Origin of the sequence: Micromonospora sp. NBC_01740 (assembly GCF_035920365.1) — a bacterium.
Lineage (GTDB): Bacteria > Actinomycetota > Actinomycetes > Mycobacteriales > Micromonosporaceae > Micromonospora > Micromonospora reichwaldensis.
Genome location: NZ_CP109150.1, coordinates 6,177,590 through 6,198,162 on the forward strand (window position 1 = coordinate 6,177,590; position 20,573 = coordinate 6,198,162).

The 20,573-nt window shown below is 72.8% G+C and carries 18 protein-coding genes; 6 read left to right on the plus strand and 12 right to left on the minus strand.

The genetic code is table 11. The features are described 5' to 3' along the window. Window positions 1-12 precede the first annotated feature (12 nt). The 12 genes from OG989_RS26940 to OG989_RS26995 form a co-directional block, all read right to left on the minus strand. The gene (locus tag OG989_RS26940; protein WP_151455105.1) at window positions 13-990 is read right to left on the minus strand and encodes an ABC transporter permease; all 978 of its coding nucleotides are present in this window, start codon (window positions 988-990) and stop codon (window positions 13-15) included. Next, on the minus strand, window positions 987-1,928 hold the full coding sequence (locus OG989_RS26945; RefSeq protein ID WP_151455106.1) for an ABC transporter permease: 942 nt from the start codon (window positions 1,926-1,928) through the stop codon (window positions 987-989). The genes OG989_RS26940 and OG989_RS26945 overlap by 4 nt, the downstream gene beginning before the upstream one ends. A gap of 142 nt (window positions 1,929-2,070) precedes the next feature. After that, window positions 2,071-3,645 (minus strand): ABC transporter substrate-binding protein, encoded by a 1,575-nt coding sequence (locus tag OG989_RS26950; protein ID WP_151455107.1) that lies wholly within the window; start codon window positions 3,643-3,645, stop codon window positions 2,071-2,073. 141 nt (window positions 3,646-3,786) lie between these two features. Continuing rightward, the gene (locus tag OG989_RS26955; protein ID WP_151455108.1) at window positions 3,787-4,968 is read right to left on the minus strand and encodes a lipid-transfer protein; all 1,182 of its coding nucleotides are present in this window, start codon (window positions 4,966-4,968) and stop codon (window positions 3,787-3,789) included. A gap of 1 nt (window position 4,969) precedes the next feature. After that, window positions 4,970-5,395: a MaoC/PaaZ C-terminal domain-containing protein gene (locus tag OG989_RS26960; protein ID WP_225852247.1), complete on the minus strand. Its 426-nt coding sequence runs from the start codon at window positions 5,393-5,395 to the stop codon at window positions 4,970-4,972. After that, complete coding sequence (locus tag OG989_RS26965) at window positions 5,392-6,519, minus strand: acyl-CoA dehydrogenase family protein (RefSeq protein ID WP_327028868.1); 1,128 nt, start codon at window positions 6,517-6,519, stop codon at window positions 5,392-5,394. The genes OG989_RS26960 and OG989_RS26965 overlap by 4 nt, the downstream gene beginning before the upstream one ends. Continuing rightward, window positions 6,519-7,538, minus strand: a complete 1,020-nt coding sequence (locus tag OG989_RS26970) for a bifunctional MaoC family dehydratase N-terminal/OB-fold nucleic acid binding domain-containing protein (protein WP_327028869.1) — start codon at window positions 7,536-7,538, stop codon at window positions 6,519-6,521. The genes OG989_RS26965 and OG989_RS26970 overlap by 1 nt, the downstream gene beginning before the upstream one ends. Then, window positions 7,535-8,719, minus strand: a complete 1,185-nt coding sequence (locus OG989_RS26975; protein ID WP_151455111.1) for an acyl-CoA dehydrogenase family protein — start codon at window positions 8,717-8,719, stop codon at window positions 7,535-7,537. Before OG989_RS26975 ends, OG989_RS26970 begins: the two co-directional genes overlap by 4 nt. A gap of 57 nt (window positions 8,720-8,776) precedes the next feature. Continuing rightward, window positions 8,777-10,474, minus strand: coding sequence for an AMP-binding protein (locus tag OG989_RS26980; protein ID WP_327028870.1), 1,698 nt, complete (start codon window positions 10,472-10,474; stop codon window positions 8,777-8,779). Between the two features lie 91 nt (window positions 10,475-10,565). Then, complete coding sequence (locus OG989_RS26985) at window positions 10,566-11,726, minus strand: CaiB/BaiF CoA transferase family protein (RefSeq protein ID WP_327028871.1); 1,161 nt, start codon at window positions 11,724-11,726, stop codon at window positions 10,566-10,568. Then, window positions 11,723-13,360 (minus strand): AMP-binding protein, encoded by a 1,638-nt coding sequence (locus tag OG989_RS26990; protein WP_327028872.1) that lies wholly within the window; start codon window positions 13,358-13,360, stop codon window positions 11,723-11,725. Before OG989_RS26990 ends, OG989_RS26985 begins: the two co-directional genes overlap by 4 nt. A gap of 74 nt (window positions 13,361-13,434) precedes the next feature. Next, window positions 13,435-15,012, minus strand: coding sequence for an ABC transporter substrate-binding protein (locus OG989_RS26995; protein WP_327028873.1), 1,578 nt, complete (start codon window positions 15,010-15,012; stop codon window positions 13,435-13,437). Window positions 15,013-15,554: 542 nt separating this feature from the next. Between OG989_RS26995 and OG989_RS27000 the strand changes: the two genes are divergently transcribed. Genes OG989_RS27000 through OG989_RS27025 form a run of 6 tightly spaced genes read left to right on the plus strand, consistent with a single transcriptional unit; the run spans window position 15,555 to window position 20,557 of the window. Continuing rightward, entirely contained in the window at window positions 15,555-16,202 is a 648-nt protein-coding gene (locus tag OG989_RS27000; protein ID WP_327028874.1) for a PaaI family thioesterase, read from the plus strand. Next, window positions 16,199-17,074 (plus strand): SDR family NAD(P)-dependent oxidoreductase, encoded by an 876-nt coding sequence (locus OG989_RS27005; protein WP_327028875.1) that lies wholly within the window; start codon window positions 16,199-16,201, stop codon window positions 17,072-17,074. Before OG989_RS27000 ends, OG989_RS27005 begins: the two co-directional genes overlap by 4 nt. Further along, window positions 17,071-18,219: a TIGR03617 family F420-dependent LLM class oxidoreductase gene (locus OG989_RS27010; protein WP_327028876.1), complete on the plus strand. Its 1,149-nt coding sequence runs from the start codon at window positions 17,071-17,073 to the stop codon at window positions 18,217-18,219. Before OG989_RS27005 ends, OG989_RS27010 begins: the two co-directional genes overlap by 4 nt. After that, a complete protein-coding gene (locus tag OG989_RS27015) occupies window positions 18,216-19,112 on the plus strand; it encodes an LLM class F420-dependent oxidoreductase (protein ID WP_327028877.1) in 897 nt (298 codons plus the stop codon). Before OG989_RS27010 ends, OG989_RS27015 begins: the two co-directional genes overlap by 4 nt. Window positions 19,113-19,164: 52 nt before the next feature. Further along, window positions 19,165-19,683 (plus strand): nuclear transport factor 2 family protein, encoded by a 519-nt coding sequence (locus tag OG989_RS27020; protein WP_327028878.1) that lies wholly within the window; start codon window positions 19,165-19,167, stop codon window positions 19,681-19,683. A gap of 4 nt (window positions 19,684-19,687) precedes the next feature. Further along, complete coding sequence (locus OG989_RS27025; protein ID WP_151452844.1) at window positions 19,688-20,557, plus strand: TIGR03619 family F420-dependent LLM class oxidoreductase; 870 nt, start codon at window positions 19,688-19,690, stop codon at window positions 20,555-20,557. The last annotated feature ends 16 nt before the right edge of the window (window positions 20,558-20,573 follow it).

Consider the following 20,573-nt stretch of genomic DNA (forward strand, 5'->3'; position numbering starts at 1 on the left):
GGGCCGGGCCGGTCAGTTGCCCGACCGGGTGCGCACGAGGGCGCGACGGACACCGTCACCGACGTAGGTGAAGGCGAGGACGGCGAGGAAGATCATCACGCCGGGCGGCCAGACGAGGTACGGCGCGAGGCGCATGTTCGAGGAGGCCGTCGAGAGCATCGAGCCCCAACTGGCCGTGGGGGCCGTGACGCCCAGCCCGAGGAAGCTCAGGCTCGCCTCGGCCGCGACGGCGCTGCCCAACGACACCGAGATGACGAGGATGATCGGCGGCAGCACGTTGGGCAGCACGTGCCGCACCGCCGTGCGCAGGGTGCTGCAGCCCAGGGCGATCGAGGCCTCGATGTAGGTCTCGTGCCGCACGTCCATCGTGCCGGCGCGGGCCACCCGGAAGAAGCGCGGTGCCATGACCAGGCCGATGGCGAGCATCGCGTTGGTGATGCCGGAGCCGAGGACCGCGACGATGGTGATGGCCAGCACGAGCGACGGAGCGCTCATCAGCGCGTCCATGATGCGGGTGAGGATCGTGTCGACCCAACCGCCGCGGTAGCCCGCGATCATCCCGAAGGGCAGGCCGAGCACGAGCGCGACGGCCGAAGCCTGCAGCGCCGCCCAGAGCGAGACCCGCGCCCCGAAGATGAGCCGGCTCAGCACGTCCCGGCCGTAGTCGTCGGTCCCCAGCCAGTGTTCGGCATTCGGCGGCTTGAGCCGCTGCAACAGGTCCTGCACGTCGGGGTCGTACGGCGCCAGGGCCGGGGCGAAGATCGCGATGAGGGTCAGTACGAGCAGGAAGACGCCGGCCACGATCGTCGCGGGGCGACGCACGATGCTCCCGAGGATGCCGGGGGCGGCGACCGGCTCCGGGGCACCCGTACCGGTGGCCGCCGTGGGCACCTCGGTGAGGACGGTCTCGGTGAGGCCGTCGCCGGGCACGCCGACGTCGGGTGATTCGCTCCCCGGCACCGGGGACGCGGGGGGCCGATTCGTGCTCATGACCGCACCTTCGGGTTGAAGTAGCCGTAGGAGATGTCGACGATGAGGTTGACGAGCACGACGATCGTGGTGCTGAAGAGGACGAAGCCGAGCAGCACCGGCACGTCACGCCCCTGTACGGCCTCGACGGCGGTGCGCCCGAGACCCGGCATGTTGTAGATCATCTCGATGGTCACCGACCCGGCGAGGACCTCCGCGACGCGGAAGCCGAGGACGGTGATGACGGGGATGCACGCGTTCTTCAGGGAGTGCTTGAACACGACGCTGGCGCGCGACAGCCCCTTGGCCTCGGCGTTGAGGATGTAGTCGGTCTTCATGACCTGCCCGAGCGCCGAGCGCAGTTGCAGGGTCACCTCGGCGGCGGGGAGCAGACCGAGGGCGATGCCCGGCAGGATGAGGTGCGAGAGCCACGGCCAGAAACCGGCGGAGAGCGGTTGGTAGCCGAAGGCCGGAAACATCTGCAGCCCCACCGCGAAGACCGAGGCGAGCACCAGGCCGAACCAGAAGCCCGGGATGGCGATCGAGATCGAGGCGAACCAGTTGACGACCCGGTCGACGATGCCGCCGGAGCGCAGCGTGGCCACGAGCGCCAGGATGGTCCCGAGCACGACGGCGAAGATCATCGCGACGAGCACCAGCGACATCGTCGTGGCCATCCGCCGGGTCAGCAGCTCGGTCACGGTCTGGTCCGAGAGGAAGGACGTGCCGAGGTCGCCGCGGACGACGTCGCCGATCCACATGAGGTATCGCAGAAGGACCGGATCGTTGAGGTTGAGTTCCTCGCGGATCGCCTCGACGCGTTCCGGGGTCGGTTCGTCACCGGCGAGGACGGCGGCCGGGTCCCCTGGGGCGAACTCGATCAGGACGAACACGAGCAGCGGGACGACGAACAGCAGGGGTATTGCCGCGAGTAGTCGCCTGCCGGCGTAGCGGAGCATGTCCTACCTCGACTCTGGGCGTGGTGCCTGGGACTGGCCGGTCGCGCGGCCTGGGGCCGGGCGGGGCCGGTGAGGTGTCGCCGCCGGCCCCCACAGCGGGTGGGTCCGGCGGCGACACCACCGGGTGGTCAGGAGCGGACGGTCACTTCTTGACCGCGATGTTGCGCAGGTCCCAGATGCCGATGTTCGACATCGGGATGTTGTCGAAGCCGACGACGTTCTCCTTCGCGACGGTCGCGTTGGTCTGGTTGCACAGCGGCACGTACCAGGCCTGTTCGAGCGTCGTCTTCCAGATGTCCTGGTACAGCGGGGCGCGCTTGTCCATCGACAACGCGGGGTTGCCGGCCTCGGCTGCCTTGGCCGCGACGAGCGAGGGGTCCGCGGCGAGCTTGTAGGTGTTCAGCAGGTAGGTGTTCACCGTCGCCGCCGGGTCGGCCTTCGGGCTCCACGACGTGGCGACCATCATCTCGAAGTCGCCGGCGATGAAGCGCGGCTCGTTCTCGGTGTTGGGCACGGGGTTGAGCGTCGCGTCGATGCCGACGGCCTTCAGCGACGCCTGCACCACGTTCGCCGGCTGCTCGGCGTTCGTGCCCGCGGCGAAGGTGATGGACACCTTGGCGCCACCGGCCTGCTGCACCAGGGCCTTGGCCTTGTCGACGCTGAACTCGTACGGGTAGGTGTAGTTCGGGATGCGGCTCGGGTCCGTCTCGCCGACGAGCTGGCGCGTCGGCGTGCAGTAGCCGCTGAAGAGTGCGCTGATCGCCGCCGGGTCGACCGCGTGGGCGATCGCCTGGCGGACCTCGGGCTTGGCGACGGCGCCCTTGTTGGCGCGCATGTAGACGCCCACGAGGTTCTTGAACTTGACCTGGTGCTGCTGCAGGCCGCTGCCCGTGGTGACGATCTTCTCGACCGTGGCGATCTCACCGGCCGAGCTGAGCGGGGCCAGGTCGACCTGGCCGCTCTGCAGACCGTTGAGGCGGGCCGCGGCGTCGGGCACGCGCTGCAGCTCGATGCCGCCGAGGCGTCCGACGTTCGGGTCCCAGTAGCTGTCGGCCCGCTTGAGGACGAGCTTCTCCTGGGGCACGAGCTCGGTGGCGATGTACGGGCCGGAGCCGGCGTTGCCGGGCTTGTTCTTGATGTCGACGCCGTCGGTGATGGCCTTCGGGCTGACCATCATGCCGGCCGTGCCCGTGAAGGACGCGGGAAGCTGGACACCCTTGCCCTTGACCAGCTTGAGGCGCACGGTCGTCTTGTCGACGACCTCGACCGACTCGATGTCGGCGAGGTCGCCCTTGAGGGTCGAGGTCGCGAGGGTCTTGCCGCGCTCGATGTTGACCTTGACGGCCTCGGCGTCGAACGCCGTGCCGTCGTGGAACTTCACGTCGTCACGCAGCTTGAGCTCGAGGACGCTGCCGTCCTCGACGAAGTTCCACTCCTTGGCCAGGCCCGGGACGATCTTGTCGTCCTTGTCGAGCATGGTCAGCCGGTCCCAGACGAGGAACAGGTAGCCCCAGGCGCCGTAGCTCGTCTGGGCGGCCGGGTCGAGGTCGCGCAGCGGACCCGCCGACGCGAACTTGAGCACGGCCGAGGTGTCGATCTCGCCCTGGCCAGCGCCGTTGGTGCCGGAGCTCTCCGGTGAGCTGCAGCCGGCCACGGCGAGGGCCCCGATGGCGATCAGCGCGACCACGCGTCGCCTGGTCTTGTTCTTGACGCCCATTCTCATCCTTCCAAACACGAGCCGAATCGCTCCGGCCGATCGAGAGGTGGTGTTGTCCCCCGACGGCTGCCCGGCGGGATCGGTGGGATCGGTGGGTCGATGCGATGTCTTCGGGGTGTGTGGGTGCCGGCCGCCCGCGGGTCAGCCCTCCGCGGAGAGGATCAGTGCGCTGGTCGGGACCCCGACGCCGGCCGTCACGAGGACGTTGCGTACGCCGTCGGGCTGGTTGGTCGAGGTCCCCCGGACGAGGCGGACGCCCTCCGCGACGCCGTTCGTGCCGTGCAGGTAGGCCTCACCGATCTGGCCACCGTGGGTGTTGGTCGGCAGCGACCCGGTGACCTCGAGGTTGCCGTCGGCGATGAAGTGCCTGGCCTCACCGCGACCGCAGAAGCCGTACTCCTCGAGCTGGTGGAGCACGTACGGGGTGAAGTGGTCGTAGAGGATCGCCGCGTCCATGTCGGCGGGCCCGAGGCCCGACTGGGCCCACAACTGTCGGGCGCAGAGCTCGACCTCGGGGATCCGGGTCAGGTCCTCGCGGTAGTAGCTGACCATCTGGTACTGGTCCGGCCCCAGACCCTGGGCCGCGCCGACGATGTAGGCCGGGGTGGCGGGCAGGTCCTTGGCGCGCTCGGCGCTGACGACGACCATCGCCTGGCCGCCGTCGGTCTCCTGGCAGCAGTCGAACAGGTGCAGCGGCTCGGCGATCCAGCGGGAGGCCTGGTGCTCCTCGAGGGTGAGCGGCTTGCCGTGGAACCACGCCCTGGGGTTGTTCGCGGCGTGCTTGCGGGCGAGCACGGCGACCCGGCCGTAGTCCTCGCTGGTCGCGCCGTACTCGTGCATGTAGCGACGGGCGAACATCGCGGTGTGCTGGGCCGGGGTGAGCAGGCCGTACGGGTTGACCCAGGAGCGGTACTCGTTGTCCGAGGTGGCCTGGGTCTTCGCCGGCGGCGGCCCCTGCCCGAAGCGGACGCCGGAGCGCTCGTTGAAGGCGCGGTAGGCCACGACGACGTCGGCGACGCCGCTCGCGACGGCCATGGCGGCCTGCTGGACGGGGGCACAGGCGCCGCCACCGCCGTAGGGGATCCGGGAGAAGAACTTCAGCTCGGGGATGCCCAGGCTGCGGGCGACCATGTTCTCCGGGTTGGTCTCCATGGTGAAGGTCGTCATGCCGTCGACGTCGGCGGGGCTCAGGCCCGCGTCGGCCAGGGCGGCCGATACGGCCTCGACGGCCAACTGCAGCTCGCTGCGGCCGGAGTCCTTGGAGAACTCCGTCGCGCCGATGCCGACGATCGCGGTACGCCCCGACAGGAAGTTGGACGTCACGTCACTGCTCCGTTCCGCGGGGCAGGCGCACGGTCACCTCGGAGACGGCGTGCGCGCCCTTGCTGTTCATGCCACGCACCGCGACGCGCACGGTGTCCTCCTCGACGCCGACGACCTCTCCGGTCAGCCGCATCACGTCACCCGGGAAGTTCGGCACCCCGAGGCGGGTGCTCAGGCGCACCATGCGCGCGGCGGGGCCGGCCCAGTCGGTGACGTAGCGGCCGACGAGCCCGTTGGTGTTGTTGATGCTCATGTAGGTGTCGGGGGTGCCGCGACGTTCGGCCTGGGCCGGGTCGTGGTGCACGTCCTCGTAGTCGCGGGTCGCGAGGGCGCCGGCGACGATGAGGGTCCGGGTCAGCGGGATCTCGAGCTCCGGCAGCGTGTCGCCGACGCTCACCTGCGCGATGGTGATCTGCGTGCCGCTCACAGCTGCTCCCCCGCGTCGACGAGGTCCGCGAGCTGCTGCAGGTGCCAGGCTCCCGAGCCGGCGGTGTTGGCCAGCTGGGTGGTCCAGAGCATGTAGCGGTGGATCGGGTAGGTGACGTCGGCGCCGATGCCGCCGTGCACGTGCTGCACGGTGCGCGCGACGCGGTCGCCCGCCTCGGCGGCCCAGTACTTCGCGACGTGTACGGCCGCGCGGGGCGGCCGGTCGGCCGTCTCGCGCCAGAGCGCGTTGAGGTAGGTGACCTCCATCGCCTCGGTGTCGATGTGGCAGTCGGCGATCTGGTGGGCGACGGCCTGGAAGGTCGCGATCGGCACACCGAACTGCTCGCGCCCCGAGGTGTAGTCGGCGGCCTGGCGCACGGCGGCCTGGCTGACGCCGCTCTGCAGGGCGGCCACGGCGATCCAGACCTGGCGCAGCAGCCAGTCGATCCGGTCCTCCCCCGGGCCCTCGGCGAGCGGCTCCGCGGCGGCGCCGTCGAGGTGCACGTCCGAGGCGAGCCCCCGGTCGGTGCGCTCGAAGGTGTCGCGGCGCACCCCTCCGCCGGTGGTCGGCACGAGGTAGAGCCCGACCGTGCCCTCCTCGTCGGTGGCCGGGACGACGATCGCGTCGGCGAGGTGCGCCGAACGGACGCCGACGGCGGTGCCGCTCAGGGTGACCCCCGCACCGCCGGGCCCGGTGCCGGACCGCGCGCGGACGCGGGCGCCGTACGGCCGGGCGTCGGCCAGGTCGTCGACGGCCACGGTGAGGACCGCGTCCCCGGCGGCCACGCGGGGCAGCCACTCGGCCTGCTGCTTGGCGTCGCCGTAGCGCACCAGCGGCAGGACGCCGCCGACGAGGGTCTCCCACAGCGGGACGGTGCCCAGCGTGCGGCCCTGCTCGACGAAGACCCCGGCGACCTCCCACAGGCCCAGCCCGGCGCCGCCGTGTTCCTCGGGCACGAGCAGCCCGAGGACGCCGGACCCGGCCAGGTCGCGGTACAGGACGCGGTCGAAGCGGTCCGGCCCGGCCTCGACGTCGAAGAGGCGCTGCGGGTCGCCGTTGCGCGAGAAGACGTCGCGCGCCAGGTCGTTGACCGTGACCTGGTCCTCGGCGAGCTGGAAGTCCATCAGTTCTCCTCTCCGGCGGGCTCCGATGCGGAGGTCGCGGCCCGGAAACGCGGCAGGGTGACGTTCTCGTCGTAGTCGAGCCAGTCGACCTGCACGGGCATGCCGATCTCGACCTCGTCGGCCTCCCCGACGAAGTCGGCGACGAGACGCGTGCCCTCCTCGAGGTCGACGAGCACGACGGTGAGCGGGTAGTCGTACCCGGGCGCCTTCGGGTGGTGGCTGACGACGTAGCTGTGCACCGTGCCGCGTCCGCTCGCCTCGACCTCGTGCCACGCGTACGAGCGGCAGGAGGGGCAGATCGGGCCGGGCGGGTGGCGCAGCGTGCCGCAGTCGGTGCAGGCCTGGATGACGAGGCGACGCTGTGCGGCGGCCTCGAACCAGAAGGCGTTGTCGCGCAGGACGAACGGCTTGTGCCGCAGCGCCGGGTCGGCGGCGGCCGGTGCCGGGGGCCTGGCGCGGGACGGGTCGAAGCGCAGGATGCGGAAGCGCTGGCGGGCCACGACCTCGTCGTCCTGGTCGGTGTAGGTGCGCAGCGTCGTGATGAAGTGGCCGGTGCCCAGGCCCGTGGTCTTGCGCGGCGAGACGTCCTCGATGACCGTCGTCATCTTGATCTCGTCGCCCAGGCGCAGCTCGCGCACGTACTCGTGCTCGTCGTTGGTCGCGACGACCCCGACGAAGCCGGCCTCGGCGAGGAGCGCGAGCAGCCGGGCCATGGGGGTGTCCGCCGTGGCGCCCGCGGCGGCGGCCGTGTGGGCCCGGTAGCCGACCATGAGCCAGGTGGACAGCATCGGCGGCGGCGCGACGACACCCTCGCGGCCGGTGTCGCGGGCGGCCCGCTCGTCGACGTAGACGGGGTTCTCGTCGCCCATCGCCTCGACGAAGTGGCGGATCATCGCCTGGTTGACGGCGTCCTGGGCGTGGCGGGTGGGCGTGGCCTCGAGGCCGACGAACTCGCGCAGGCGGGCGAGGAAGGCGTCCTCGTCGGTGGCGGCGGCCGGGGTCCGCGTCGTGGTGCTCATGCGGACCGTCCCTTCCTCGGCATGCCGAGGCCGGCGACCGCGATCATGTCGCGCAGCACCTCGTTGGTGCCGCCGCCGAAGGTGTTGATGTAGGAGCCGCGGGTGTAGGCCTCGAGCTGTCCGCCGAGGACGGCGTCCGGGGCGCCGGGTCGCCGGGTCGCGCGGGGCCCGACGACGGAGACGAGGTTGCGGCAGACCCGGTCGTGGGTCTCCGTGCCGTAGACCTTGGCGACGGACGCGGCGGCGGGGGCCGGGTTCTGGCCCTCCCCGACGACGGCGATCTTCCAGTTGAGCAGGCGCATCGCGGTCAGCTCGGCGTAGTCGCGGGCCAGCTCCGTGCGCACCCACGGCTTGTCGAGTACGCGGACGCCGTCGGCGTCGGGCTCGGCGGCCCACGCGGCGACGTCGGTCCACAGCTGCTCGGTACGCCCGCCCATGGCGGCCAGCCCCACCCGCTCGTGACCGAGCTGGCCGGTGATGAGGCGCCAGCCGCCGTTCACCTCGCCGACGAGGGCCTCGGGACCGACGCGTACGTCCTCGTAGTAGGAGGCGTTGGTGTGGGTGATGCCGCTGGTGGCGATCGGCGTGCAGCTGAAGCCGGGGTCCGAGGTCGGCACGATGAGGATGGTGATGCCCTTGTGCTTCGGGGCGGCGGGGTCGGTGCGCACGGCCATCCAGACGAAGTCGGCCTGGCTGACGCCGCTGGTGAAGACCTTCTGGCCGTTGACGACCCAACCCCCCTCGGGCGTGGCCTCGGCCCTGGCCTTCAGCGAGGCGAGGTCGGTGCCGGAGCCCGGCTCGCTGTAGCCGATGGAGAAGATGACGTCGCCGGTGAGCATGCCCGGCAGGTAGGTGCGCTTCTGCTCCTCGGTGCCGTAGCGCATGAGCATCGGGCCGATGTTGTTGATGGTGACGAAGGGGAACGGCGCCTGGGCGCGGTTGATCTCGTCGAAGAGGATGTACTGGTCGAGCGCCGGGCGGCCCTGGCCGCCGTACTCCTTGGGCCAACCGAGCCCGAGCAGGCCGTCCCTGCCGATCTGACGGATGATCTCGCGATAGGCCGGCCGGTCCTCGTTGGTGCCGCCCAGCGCCTCGCGGACCTCGGGCGTGAGCAGGCGCGCGAAGTAGGCGCGCAGCTCCCGGCTCAGCTCTCGATGCTCCGGGGTGTACTCCAGGTACATGGATGTCCTCTTCTCGGGGCGTGGGGCGCCCGTCGGCGTGCCGGGCGGGCCGGCGGGTCAGGTGGCCGGCAGGAGCGCGGTGCGCCCGTTGTCGGCGAACTGTTTCTCGAGGTCCTGGACGTCCGCCGCCGTGAGCGGGCGGTACGCGGTGGACGCGCCGTCGCGGACGTAGACGGGATCGGTCGTGACCCAGGCGGCACGGCGCAGGACCTGCTTGGCGACCTTGCTGTTGCCCGTGGTGGGGATCTCGGTGACGATCCGCACGAAGCGGGGCCGCCACTTGGTGCCGAGGTCGGCCTGCGCGTCGAGGAAGGCGGTGAACGCCTCGGGGTCGAAGCTGGCGCCGTTGCGCAGTTGGAGCGCGCACATGACCTGGTCGCCGGTGCGCGGGTCGGGCACGGCGAAGACGGGGGCGACCGCCACCCGGTCCCAGCGCTCGATGATCCGCTCGGCCGGTCCGGCGGCGAAGTTCTCGCTGTCGACGCGGATCCAGTCCGAGGAGCGGCCGGCGAAGTAGAAGTAGCCGTCGGCGTCGCGGTAGGCCAGGTCCCCGGACCAGAAGTCCTCGCCGCGGATCCGCTCGGCGGCGGCCTCGGGGTTCTTGTAGTAGCCCTCGAACCGGGCAGCCATGCCGACTCCGACGAGCTGGCCGATGGCCTCCTCGGCGTTGACGAGCCGTCCGGTCCCGTCGAGCCTGGCCGGCGGGCACTCCAGGCCGGTGGCCTCGTTCATGACCTTGATCTCGGCGCCCGCGACGGCCACGCCGAGCGCCTCGTCGGGGGTCCCCGGGGTGCGGTTGATCCGCATGACGCCCTCGCTGGAGCCGTAGCCCTCGGAGATGACGGCGCCGAAGCGCCGGGTGAAGCGGGCGATGTCGGTGGCCGAGGCCTCGGTGCCGACGGCGCGACGCAGGGTGCTCGTCGCGTCGCGCGGGTCGACCGGCTGGGCCAGGACGTAGGCGAGGGCCCGGCCGACGTAGTTGAAGTAGGTGACGCCGTGCTCGTGCACGTCGCGTACGAAGCCGGACGCGGAGAACTTGCGGACCATGCAGATCGTCGCGCCGCAGACCATGGCGGGCCCGAGGTTGAGCATGACGGCGTTGCCGTGGAACAGCGGCATCGACAGGTAGCTGACCGAGTCGCGGGTCAGCTCGGTGCGGGCCAGCAGCGCCTCGGAGACCGCGGCGAGGCGCCCGTGCGAGCAGATGACCGCCTTCGGGGCCCCGGTCGAGCCCGAGGAGAACAGGAGCAGCAGGTTGGCGCCGGGGTCGACCGCGTCGACGGGCACCGGCGCGCCGGCGTGCCGGGCCAGCCAGGCGGCGTACTCCGGGGAGTCGGTGTTGCGCACCTGCTCGGCGGGGATGCCCAGGTCGAGCCCGTCGACGAGGCCGGCGAGGCGGTCCTCGGTGATGAGCACGTCGCAGTCGGTGTGCCGCACGTCGTGGGCCAGCTCGGCGCCGCGTCGGGTCGGGTTGATCCCGACGACGGTGGCGCCGGACAGCGCCGCCGCGCAGATCCAGTACACGTGGTCGGGGGTGTTCTCCAGGAGCACCCCCAGGTGCAGCGGCCTGCCTTCGGGCCGGGGCACCTCGGCCAGGGCGGCGGCCCGGTCGGCGGCTTCCTGCACGACCTGGCCCCACGTGATGGTGCGGCCCTCGAAGAGGAGGCCCGGGTGGTCGTCACCCGTGCGCCCGCGCACGATGTCGCCGAAGACGGCGGGCCCCGAGGTCCGGGCCACCGAAGTCTGAGTCGTCATTGACGTCGCTCCGTCTCGTTCGTCGTCGAATGCGGACCAGCGGCAACAAGCAAGCGCTTGGTCGAGATCGTAAGGTGGGGTGTGACGCAGGTCAAGGCCTGGACAGGGCTTCCCACGGGCTGGCCCCGGCGAGCGCCGAGCGCACCCGGTCGGTGTCCTCACCACGGCGGCGCGGGGCCCGCGGGATCCCGGCGGGCGTCCGCGAGAAGCGGGGCACCGGGGCCGGCTGGGCGACCCCCTCGACCTCGACGACGGCGCGCCGGGCCCGCACCTGCGGGTGCCCGGCCGACTCGGCGACGTCCAGCACCGGGTGTACGCACGCGTCGACGCTCCCGAAGACGCCGGTCCACTCCTGCCGGGTGCGTCCGGCGAAGACCTGCGCGATCCGCTCGGCCCAGCCGGCCCACCCCGACTCGTCGAACTGCCCCGGCCCGTCCTCGGGATCGAGGCCGAGGGTGAGCAGGAACGTGCGGTAGAACTTCGCCTCGATGGCCGCGACGGACATGAACCTGTCGTCGGCGGTGCGGTACACCCGGTAGAAGTGCGCCCCGCCGTCGAGGTAGTTCGTCCCCCGGGTGAGGTTCCAGGCGCCCCGCCCGAGCATCGAGCGGATGACGACGGTGAGCAGCCCGCTGCCCTCGAGCATCGAGGAGTCCACGACCTGCCCACGCCCGGAGGAGACGCGCTCGTGCAGGGCGGCCAGGACGCCGAAGGCCAGCACCATGCCGCCGCCGGCGAAGTCGGCCAGGTACATCGGCGGCACGACGGGGCCCTGCTCGGGCAGGCCGATCGTGTCGAGCACGCCGGAGACGGCGATGTAGTTGAGGTCGTGCCCGGCGGCCGAGGCGAGCGGGCCGTCCTGGCCCCAGCCGGTCATCCGCGCCACGACGAGGCGCGGGTACCGCTCGGTGAGTTCGGCCGGGTCCAGGCCGAGACGTTCGAGCACCCCGGGACGGAACGGGTCGAGCAGCACGTCCGCGTCGGCGAGCAGCCGGTGCACGAGCCGCCGGTCGGCCTCCGACTTCAGGTCGAGCGTGACGGTCGTACGGCCGCGGTCGATCGCGTTGACCTGCGCGCGCTCCCGCCGGTCGGGCTCGCCGGGCGGGTCCACCCGCACGACCTGCGCACCGAGGTCGGCGAGCATCATCGTCGCGAACGGCACCGGCCCCTGCCCACCGAGTTCGACCAGGCGCAGGCCGGCCAGCGGCCCCTCGGACCGCGGGCCGGTGACCGGGCCGGGGGCGGCACTCACGCCTGCTCCCCGGCGCCGGCCGGGACCGGGCCGGTCACGGCGCGGGGGTCCGTGCTCCACGTCCGCGGGGTCACGCCCTCCTCGCGCAGGACCCGCTTGAGGACCCGCCCGACGGCGTTCTTGGGCAGCTCGGCGCGGACCTCGATGTGGGAGGGGACGGCGTACCGCGGAATCCGCGGGTGCAGCCACTCGAAGAGCTCCGCGGGGTCGATCCGGGCGCCGGGCGCCGGCACGACCGTCACCTTGAGGTCGTCCTCGGCCAGCGGGGAGGGGACCGCGTGGACGGCGACCTCGCCGACGGCCGGGTGGGCCGCGACGATGCCCTCGATCTCGAAGCTGGAGATGTTCTCGCCGCCGCGGCGCAGGTAGTCCTTGCCGCGGTCGACGAAGTAGAGGTAGCCGTCCTCGTCGAGACGGCCGTAGTCGCCGCAGTGGAACCACAGGCCCCGGAAGACCTCCAGGGTCTTCTCCGGCTGGCGCCAGTAGCCGTTGAACATGATCGCCGGGCGGGTGGGGCGGGCGACGATCTCGCCGACCGCGCCGACGGGCAGCGGGTTGTCGTGCTCGTCGACGATGCGCACCTCGAAGGAATCGTTGATCTTGCCGGCGGCCCCGGCGCGGTAACCCCCGGGCGGGGTGAGCGTGATCAGGCTGGCCTCGGTCAGGCCGTAGGCGCCCGAGCCGACCCGCTCCACGCCGAACCGCTCGGTCCAACGGGCGGCGAGGTCGGCGGTGACCGGCGAGCCGGACACGACGCGCAGCTGGCCGAAGGCCTTGCGGGCGGCCTCGGACTCGGGGGCGCCGGCGATCATCGGCAGCATCGAGCCCATGAGCGCGGCCATCGTCGCGCGGGAGCGCAGGATCTCGTCCCAGAAGCCACTGACCGAGAAGCGCCGCGCGACGTCCATGGCCGAGCCGATCTGGAGCGAACCCATGACGTGCCCGACGGCGGCCATGTGGAACAGCGGCATCGCCGACCAGAGGACGTCACCGGAGTGGCGCTCGAGGTTCTCGCGCATCTGGCGGGCCATGTTCGCCACGTAGCCGTGGCTGACCAGGCACGCCTTGGACGGTCCGGTCGTGCCGGCCGTGTAGATGAGGTGGCTGGTGGCGTACGCGTCGAGGTCCGGGGTGGTCGTCACCGCCGAGCCCTCGGCGACGGCGGTGTCGAAGTCGACGACCTCGGCGGCCCAGGCGGGCACCGGGCCGGAGGAGGGCCGGCCGGCCACGGGGGCGCCGACGAGGACCGGCGCCCGTAGCCCCGTGCCGACGAGGGCGTCGTCGAGGACGGGCACGAACTCGTCCTCGACGATCATCGCGACCGGGTCGGCGTCGAGCACCTGGTGGGCCAGTACGGGGCCGCGGTTGCTCGTGTTGAGCGGGACGACGAAACCGCCGCAGAGCGTCGTCGCCCACCAGGCGAGCAGGGCCAGGCGGCCGTTGCGGGCGAGGACGACGACCCGGTCGCCGGGAGCGACGCGGTCGGCGAGGAACCCGGCGAGGCGACGCGACGCGGCATCGAGCTCAGCCACGGTGAACGGGGTGCCGGCGAGGGTGAGGGCAAGGTCCGGCTGTTCGTCGAGCAGGCGGGACAGGGCGGGCAGGAGGGGGGTGGCGGCGGTGGGACGGGTCACTGGCTCTGGCTGCCTTTCTTCGGGCCGGCCGGTCGGGTGGGCGACCAGCCGGCCGGCGGGTGGGGAGCTGGCGCTCAGCCCTTCGTCATCGCGACGGTGCGCAGGTCGAACAGGCCGAGGTTGGTCCACGGCAGCTGCTCGGCCCCGACGACCTTCGGGGAGGCGATGGTGGCGCTGGTGAGGTTGCAGAGCGGGATGAACCACGCCTCGGTGAACAGCCGCTCCCACAGTTGGTGGTACTGCGTGGCGCGCTCCCCCACGCTGGAGCGGGGGTCGGCGGCCCTGGCCGCGATCGGGGCGATGGTCCCGGGGTCGGTGGCGAGCTTGTAGTTGCCGGTGAAGTAGTTGTCCACCGTGCCCGCCGGGTCGAGGCGCGGGTTGAAGGTGTTGGACACCTCGAGCTCGAAGTCGCCGGCGACGAAGCGGGCCTCGGTCTCGGAGTTCGGCGTCGGGTTGAGCTTCGCGTCGATGCCGGCCTGGGCCATGGCGGCCTGGATGGCGGTGGCGGGCTGCTCGGTGTTGGTGCCGGCGGAGAAGGTGATCGACACCTTGGCCCCGCCGGCTTCGGCGATCAGCGCCTTGGCCCTGGCGAGGTCGAACTCGTACGGGTAGGTCGCCGCCGGGTCCGCCCACGGACTGTCCGGATAGATGCTGCGGGTGGGCGTGCAGGTGTCGGCAAACAGGGCGCGGATGGCGGCCGGGTCGACCGAGCGTGCGATGGCCTCCCGGACCCGCTTGTCCTTGAGGTCGCCCATGTCGGCGCGCAGCAGGATGCCGAGGACGTTGCGGAACGGGCGGGTGGTGACCTTGAGCTGACCGGCCTCGCCGAGCTGGCGGGCCTGGACGACCTCGTTGGCCGAGGAGACGAAGCTGAGGTCGGTCTGACCGCTGACGACGCCGTTGAGTCGGGTGGCGCCCTCGGGGACGCGGGTGATCTCCATCCCGGCGAGGCGCCCGGCGTTCGGGTCCCAGTAGGCGCCTTCGGCGCGCTTGACGACGTACTTCTCGTTGGGCACGAACTCCGTGGCGACGTACGGGCCCGAGCCGGCGTTGCCGGGGGCGCGCTTGAGGTCGACGCCGTCGGCGATCGCCTTGGGCGAGACCATCATGCCGGCGGCGGTGGCCAGGGCCGAGGGGAGCACCGCGCCGGTGCCCGGCGTGAGGTTGAGGCGCACGGTGTGCGCGTCGACGACGGTGACGCCGGTGATGGCGGCGAGGTCCTGCTTGATGGTGCTCGTCGGCAGCGTCTGGCCGCGCTCGATGTTGACCTTGACGGCGGTCGCGTCGAAGGGCGTCCCGTCGTGGAAGGTGACGTCGTCGCGTAGGGCGAGTTCGAGGTGGGAGCCGTCCTTGGCGTAGGTCCACGAGGTCGCCAGGCCGGGGACGATCCCGTCCCTGGAGTCGACCATGGTGAGCCGGTCGTAGATCAGCGTGAGGTAGGGGTAACCGCCGGGGGCCGGCTGGGCCGGGTCGAGGTTCTGGAACGGGGACGAGGCCGTGACCCGCAGGACGGCGTCGGGGTCGATCTCCCCCGTGCCGGCACCGGTGGCGCCGGGGCTGCTGGTCGGGTTGCCGGAGCAGGCTCCGAGAGCGAGGGTGGCGAGCAGGCTGGTGGCGACGGCGAGGCGTCGGTGGTGCGGGAGGCGGGACAAGGTGCTCCTTTCCTGACCTGCCGCTCCGAGCCGGGAGCGGCTCCGCGGCTGGCGGCGGGGTCCCGGGTGTCCGGGGCGCGGCCGGGGTGCCGACGGGTCGTTCGGCAGTGGCCGCGCGGGCGCGGTGGTCACGGTGGGTGGTGGATGGCGTCGGCGGCGTGATGCCCGCCTGGAGCTGCTCGGCGCGCGGCGTCCCCGAGGCTGCCGGCATGCGGCGCCCCCGCGAACCAACCAAGCGCTCGGTTGGGACGGTAGGGGCAGGCTGCGGGCGCGTCAATGGGCGGACGCCCGCCGCGACCCACAAAAGGACGCCACCGCGACCCACGGCCGGACGCCACCCGCGACCCACGAAGGGACGCACCACCCACGGACGGACGCCACCGCGGCCCACGGAGGAACGCCGCCGCGGTCCGCACGGACGGGCGCCGCCGCGACCCGTGGGAACGACGCCGGGGCGCAAGCGTTGCCAGCGCGCCACCGGGTCGCTAAAGTGCGATCAAGCAAGCGCTTGGTTGCCCTGACCGGCCGAAGGAGTCCGCCCGGTGAAAGCCACCCTCGCCACGGCACAGCCCCGCGACACCGGCATCGACGCCGTCGCCTCAGCCACCCGCCGGCTCGTCGACGCGATCACCCGCGCGGGCGGGGCCATCGACGCCGACGCCGACCGGATCGTGGCCGACCTCGACGGGCTCACCGCCCGGATCGACGCCCACGCTCCGGGCCTCTCCGAGCGGATCGCGACGATGTGGCGCCAGCCCGGCCCGGGCCGTTTCGACCCCGCCGGCGGCACCGAGAACCCGCTGTCGCCGCCGGTGAGTCTCTGGGTCGAGCCGGACGGCTCGCTGCGCGGCGAGGTCACCCTGAGGCTGGCCTTCCAGGGACCTCCGGGGCACGTGCACGGCGGCACCTCGGCCATGCTCATGGACCACGCCCTCGGCATCGCCAACGCCCGCGCCGGATACGCCGCGGTGACCGTCGGGCTCGACGTCTCCTTCCGCGCGGCCATCCCGATCGGCTCGACGATCACGATCCTGGCCCGGCACGACGGGCGCGACGGGCGCAAGGTACGCAGCTCCGGCGAGCTGCGCGTCGGGGACCTCACGTGCGTCACGGCCACCGGCACCTTCGTGCTGATGGACGACCCGTCGACGCGGGACAGGTTCCGACGAGACTCGAGGGAGCAGGGATGAGCACGAGTCCCGACCCGACCAGCGCCCCACCCGGTCCGCTCGCCGGCCGCGGTGCCCTCGTCATCGGCGGGGGTGGCGGCTTCGGCCGCGCCATCGCCGCCGCGCTGGCCGCCGACGGGGCCGCCGTGACGATCATGGGGCGCACCGAGGCCACGCTGCGAGCGGCGGCCGCGACGATCGCCGCAGCCGTTCCCGGGGCGCTGCCGGTGCGGGTCAGCGTCGGCGACTCCGCCCTCGATCAGGACGTGGCCGCCGCGGTGCGCGTCGCCGACGAGACCCCGTTGGCGGCCGTCGTCACGACCGTCGGCGGCGGCACCTTCCGCCCCGTGCTCGCCCTCGACGCCGAGACCCTCGAGTACGACTTCCGTCGCAACGTCACGACGGCGCTGCACGCGATCCGGCACGGCGGACAGGCCCTGGCCGCGCGCGGTGGGGGCTCGATCGTGTGCACCTCGTCGAGCGCGGGCGGGCACTCCTTCCCGTTCATGCCGTCGTACTCGGTGAGCAAGGCCGCGCTCGAGGCGCTCGTCCGGGTCGCCGCCGACGAGCTCGGCCACCTCGCGGTGCGGGTCAACGTCGTACGCCCCGGCATCGTGGCCACCGACGGGAAGAACCCGGGCCTGCTGCTGGCCGACCCCGAACTGGCCGCCGCGACCGTCGCCGAGAAGCCCCTGTCGCGAGTCGGACGCGCCGAGGACGTCGCCGCCGCGGTCCGCTTCCTGTGCGGCCCCGAGTCGTCGTGGATCACCGGCGCGTGCCTGCCGGTCGAGGGCGGGGCGCACCTGCGCCGCGCGCCCCGACTGGAGAAGCTCGCCCGGATCGTCGGTGGCGACGAGGTCGTCGACGCCGCCCTGGCGGGCCGCATCCCATGACGGCGGCACAGGTGCCCGCCACCCGGATGGAGCTGGCCACGACACTGCCGCCGACGACGGCGCTGCGCGAGGTGCCCGCGGTCGCGGCGCGCATCGAACGGCTCGGCTTCGACACCGTGCACGTCCCCGAGACGACGCACGACTCCCTGGCGGTCGCCCTGCTCGCGGCCGAGCACACCAGCCGGATCACCGTACGCACCAGCATGACGCTGGCCTTCCCCCGCAGCCCGATGGTGACCGCGTACGCCGCGTGGGACCTCGCGCGGTTCTCCGAGGGTCGCTTCCAGCTCGGGCTGGCCACCCAGGTGCGCGGCAACATCGTCGGCCGCTTCTCGGTGCCGTGGGACCGGCCGGCCGAGAACCTGCGCGACTACCTCGCCTCGATCCGGGCGATCTTCGCCGCCTTCGCCACGGGCGGGCCCCTGGAGCACGAGGGCAGCCACTACCGCTTCACCCGGCTCCAGCCCTACTTCAACCCCGGCCCGCTGTCGACCGCGGCCCCGGCGCTCTACACCGGCGGGGTCAACCGGCGCGTCTGCGAGGTGGCCGGCGAGCTCGCCGACGGCTTCGTCACCCACGCGACGAACTCGCACCCGAGCCACCTGCGCACGGTCGTGCTCCCCGCACTCCGCGCCGGGGCCGAGCGCGCCGGACGCTCCCGGATCCCGCGGGTCGTCGTCGTGTCCAAGTCGATCACCGGTCCGACACCGGCCGCACTCGCCGCGAGCCGCGACTCCGCCCGCCAGGAGCTGGCGTTCCTCTTCTCCACCCCGGCCTACCGGACGACCCTGGACCGGCTCGGCCTGGGCCGGGTCGGCGAACGGCTCGCCGGGATGGCCGCCTCCGGGCGCTGGGCGGGACTCGCCGACACCCTCGACGACGAGACCCTGGCCACGCTCATCCCGCACGGCACCTACGCCGAACTGCCGGACGTGCTCGAACAGGCCTACGGCGGGCTCGCCGACGGGCTCGGGCTCGGGCTGCCGCTCGACCCGGCCGACGACGAGGACTTCGGCGCGCTGCTCGAACGCCTCCGGCGTATCCCGACGAGTACCGCGACCTGCGACCCGCCAGCGACCGGCGGCCCCAGCGAAGAGGCCACCGGCGCGACGCGCGGCGGCGCCGGATCGGAGATCCTACCATGACCGCACGCATCGGGCTGCTCACCCCGGTCGTCGTCCAGCATCCGCGCACCGCCGCCGCCTGGGAGCGGGACGTCCTGGCCGGCCCCGACGTCGGCGGTACGCTGCTGGCCATCGCCCGCGCCGCCGACGACCTGGGCTACCACCACCTGACGTGCAGCGAGCACGTCGCGGTGCCCGCCCCGATCGCCGCCGAGCGGGGCGGGACGTACTTCGATCCCGTGGCCACGCTGTCGTTCCTCGCCTCGGCGACGCGCCGCGTCCGGCTCGCGACGAACGTCGTCGTCATCGGCTACCACCACCCGCTGGCCCTCGCCAAGACCTACGGCACCCTCGACCTGCTCAGCGGCGGGCGCGTCATCCTCGGGGTCGGCGTCGGCAGCCTCGAGGAGGAGTTCGACCTGCTCGGCGCCGAGTTCGCCGGGCGCGGCGCGGTCGCGGACGAGGCGATCGCGGCCCTGCGCGCCGCCTGGGGCAGGGCCGTGCCGCACCACGAGGGGCCCCGGTTCACGTTCACCGACTTCGTCGTCGAACCGCACGCGCCGCGCACCACGGTGCCGCTGTGGTTCGGTGGGCGCACCCGCCGCTCGCTGCGCCGTGCCGTGGCGTACGGCACCGGGTGGGCGCCGTTCGGCCTCGGGCCGCAGGAGCTGACCCGCCTGTGGACCTCCGTGGAGCGCCCGGACGACTTCGACCTCGTGCTGCAGATCCCCCCGCTGGACCCGCTCGGGGACCCGGACGGCTCCCGCGAGCACCTGCGCACGGCCGATGCCGTCGGGGCGACCGCGGTCAACGCCAGCCTCGTGGCCACCTCGGCGGCCCACCACCTCGCGCAGATGGCCGCGCTGCGCGAGCTCACCCCGGAACGCTTCGAGACGAACGCGGCCACGACCTGACCGGCCACCGGCCGGATCGGCCCGCGAGAAGCCCGCTCGGAAGGAACCCACCATGACCGACTCGCAGCCCGACCGGCTCGCCCGGCTCGAGGCGCGCCTCGAGCAGGCCGAACGGCGCCTCGCCGCCGCCGAGGACCGGCTCGCCCTGTGGCAGATCGTCGCTAGCTACGGCCCCGCCGTGGACAGCGGCTCAGCCGAGGTCACCGCCCGGATGTGGACCGAGGAGGGCGTGTACGACACCTACCCGGTCGTGCTCGACGGCCGGGACGCGCTGCGCGCCATGGTGACCGGCGAGCGGCACCAGGCCCTGATCCACTCCGGCGCCGCCCATCTCATGGGCCTGCCGCACATCGTCGTCGACGGCGATCGGGCCGTCGTGACGAACTACTCGCAGCTCGTGCTCCACGCTCCCGACGAGAACGGCTACCGGATCTGGCGTACCGGCTCCAACCGGTGGGAGTTCACCCGCACCGCCGAGGGCTGGAAGGTGACCCACCGCTGGAACCGCCAGCTCGACGGCACCGACGAGGGCCGCGACATCCTCGCCCGTGCCGTCGAATCCGAGGCCTGAGGCCGTGCGCATCGGCCTGAGTTCCCCGGTCCTGGCCGACTCCGGACCCCGGCCCCCGTGGGAGGCCGAGGCCGGGGTCGCCGAGCTGCGGGAGGTCTTCACGACCGCCGACCGGCTCGGGTACGAGTTCCTCACCTGCCCGGAGCACGTCAGCGTTCCAGAAGGGCTGGCCCGGGGCGAACGCTTCTACGACCCGGTCGCGACGTTCTCCTACCTCGCGGCGATCACGGAGCGGATCCGCTTCCTGCCGTACGTGCTCGTGCTCGGGCTGCACCATCCGCTCGAGCTGGCCAAGCGGTACGGCACCCTCGACCACCTCAGCGGCGGACGGGTCGTCCTCGGAGTGGGCGTCGGCAACCTGGAGGAGGAGTTCGCGCTGCTCGGGCGCCCGTTCGCCGACCGCGGACCACGGGCCGACGACGCCCTGCGGGCCCTGCGGGCGTCGCTGTCGGTGCGGCTCGCGACCTACCACGGGGAGTACTACCACTTCACCGAGCAGGTCGTCAGCCCGCACGCGGTCCAGGAGAAGGTCCCGATCTGGGTCGGTGGTCACAGCAGGCGTGCCCTCCGGCGCGCGGTCACCCTGGGCGACGGGTGGGCACCGGCGCCGGTGACGTATCGCGGTCCGGACCTGCGGACCCTGCCGCGGATGCTCGCCGAGCACGACCTGCCGGAGGGATTCGACGTCGTCATCACCCCGCCGGCCCGCCTCGACCCGACGGGCGACCCGGAGGCCGCGCTCGACCTCGTCGGCCGGATCGGCGAGGCGGGGGCCACCGTGGTCAACGTCGTCGTGCGGCACCGCGAGCTGGCCGAGTACCTCGACCAGCTCGCGGCGGCAGCCGAGCTCTTCGGCCTCGACCGCCGCGACTGAGCACGGCCGCCTGCGC

Coding starts and splice junctions, on each gene's coding strand:
- OG989_RS26940 (WP_151455105.1), bottom strand. CDS start 990: ATGAGCACGAATCGGCCCCCCGCGTCCCCGGTGCCGGGGAGCGAATCA.
- OG989_RS26945 (WP_151455106.1), bottom strand. CDS start 1,928: ATGCTCCGCTACGCCGGCAGGCGACTACTCGCGGCAATACCCCTGCTG.
- OG989_RS26950 (WP_151455107.1), bottom strand. CDS start 3,645: ATGGGCGTCAAGAACAAGACCAGGCGACGCGTGGTCGCGCTGATCGCC.
- OG989_RS26965 (WP_327028868.1), bottom strand. CDS start 6,519: ATGGACTTCCAGCTCGCCGAGGACCAGGTCACGGTCAACGACCTGGCG.
- OG989_RS26970 (WP_327028869.1), bottom strand. CDS start 7,538: ATGAGCACCACGACGCGGACCCCGGCCGCCGCCACCGACGAGGACGCC.
- OG989_RS26975 (WP_151455111.1), bottom strand. CDS start 8,719: ATGTACCTGGAGTACACCCCGGAGCATCGAGAGCTGAGCCGGGAGCTG.
- OG989_RS26980 (WP_327028870.1), bottom strand. CDS start 10,474: ATGACGACTCAGACTTCGGTGGCCCGGACCTCGGGGCCCGCCGTCTTC.
- OG989_RS27005 (WP_327028875.1), top strand. CDS start 16,199: ATGAGCACGAGTCCCGACCCGACCAGCGCCCCACCCGGTCCGCTCGCC.
- OG989_RS27010 (WP_327028876.1), top strand. CDS start 17,071: ATGACGGCGGCACAGGTGCCCGCCACCCGGATGGAGCTGGCCACGACA.
- OG989_RS27015 (WP_327028877.1), top strand. CDS start 18,216: ATGACCGCACGCATCGGGCTGCTCACCCCGGTCGTCGTCCAGCATCCG.
- OG989_RS27020 (WP_327028878.1), top strand. CDS start 19,165: ATGACCGACTCGCAGCCCGACCGGCTCGCCCGGCTCGAGGCGCGCCTC.